Genomic DNA, 398 nt, shown 5'->3' on the forward strand with positions numbered 1-398 from the left:
GATCCGTCGAACGCCTTGCTTGCCCGCGCGGACGACACGTCCAGCTCGCTGCTGGCCCGTGCCCATGAAACCGCCGATCAGCTGGCCGCTCGCGCAAATCAGATCGCCGGCACCTTCGAAGCGGCAGACCAGAAGCTCGCCGCCCGCGCCCAGGAAACCGCAGATCAGCTGACCGCCCGGGCTCAGGACACCGCCGACCATCTGGCAGCTCGTGCAAGCGAAATTGCAGGCACGTTCGATGCCGCCGACCAGAAGCTGGTCGCCCGCGCCATCGAAACGGCCCAGTCGCTGGCCGCGCGCGCCGGCGACATCCTGCGCAACTTCGAAGGCGCCGACCAGCGGCTCGGCATGCGGATCGGCGAATCGGCCGAAGCGCTTGCCGCACGCGCATCGGACCT

1 protein-coding gene is annotated in these 398 nt (G+C 69.1%); it reads left to right on the plus strand.

Annotated features, from left to right (window positions below; translation table 11 throughout):
- On the plus strand, nt 1-398 hold a 398-nt coding region (locus EOA22_RS37395), incomplete at both ends, for a hypothetical protein (protein ID WP_164756374.1).

Origin of the sequence: Mesorhizobium sp. M7A.F.Ca.US.014.04.1.1 (assembly GCF_003998745.1) — a bacterium.
Lineage (GTDB): Bacteria > Pseudomonadota > Alphaproteobacteria > Rhizobiales > Rhizobiaceae > Mesorhizobium > Mesorhizobium ciceri.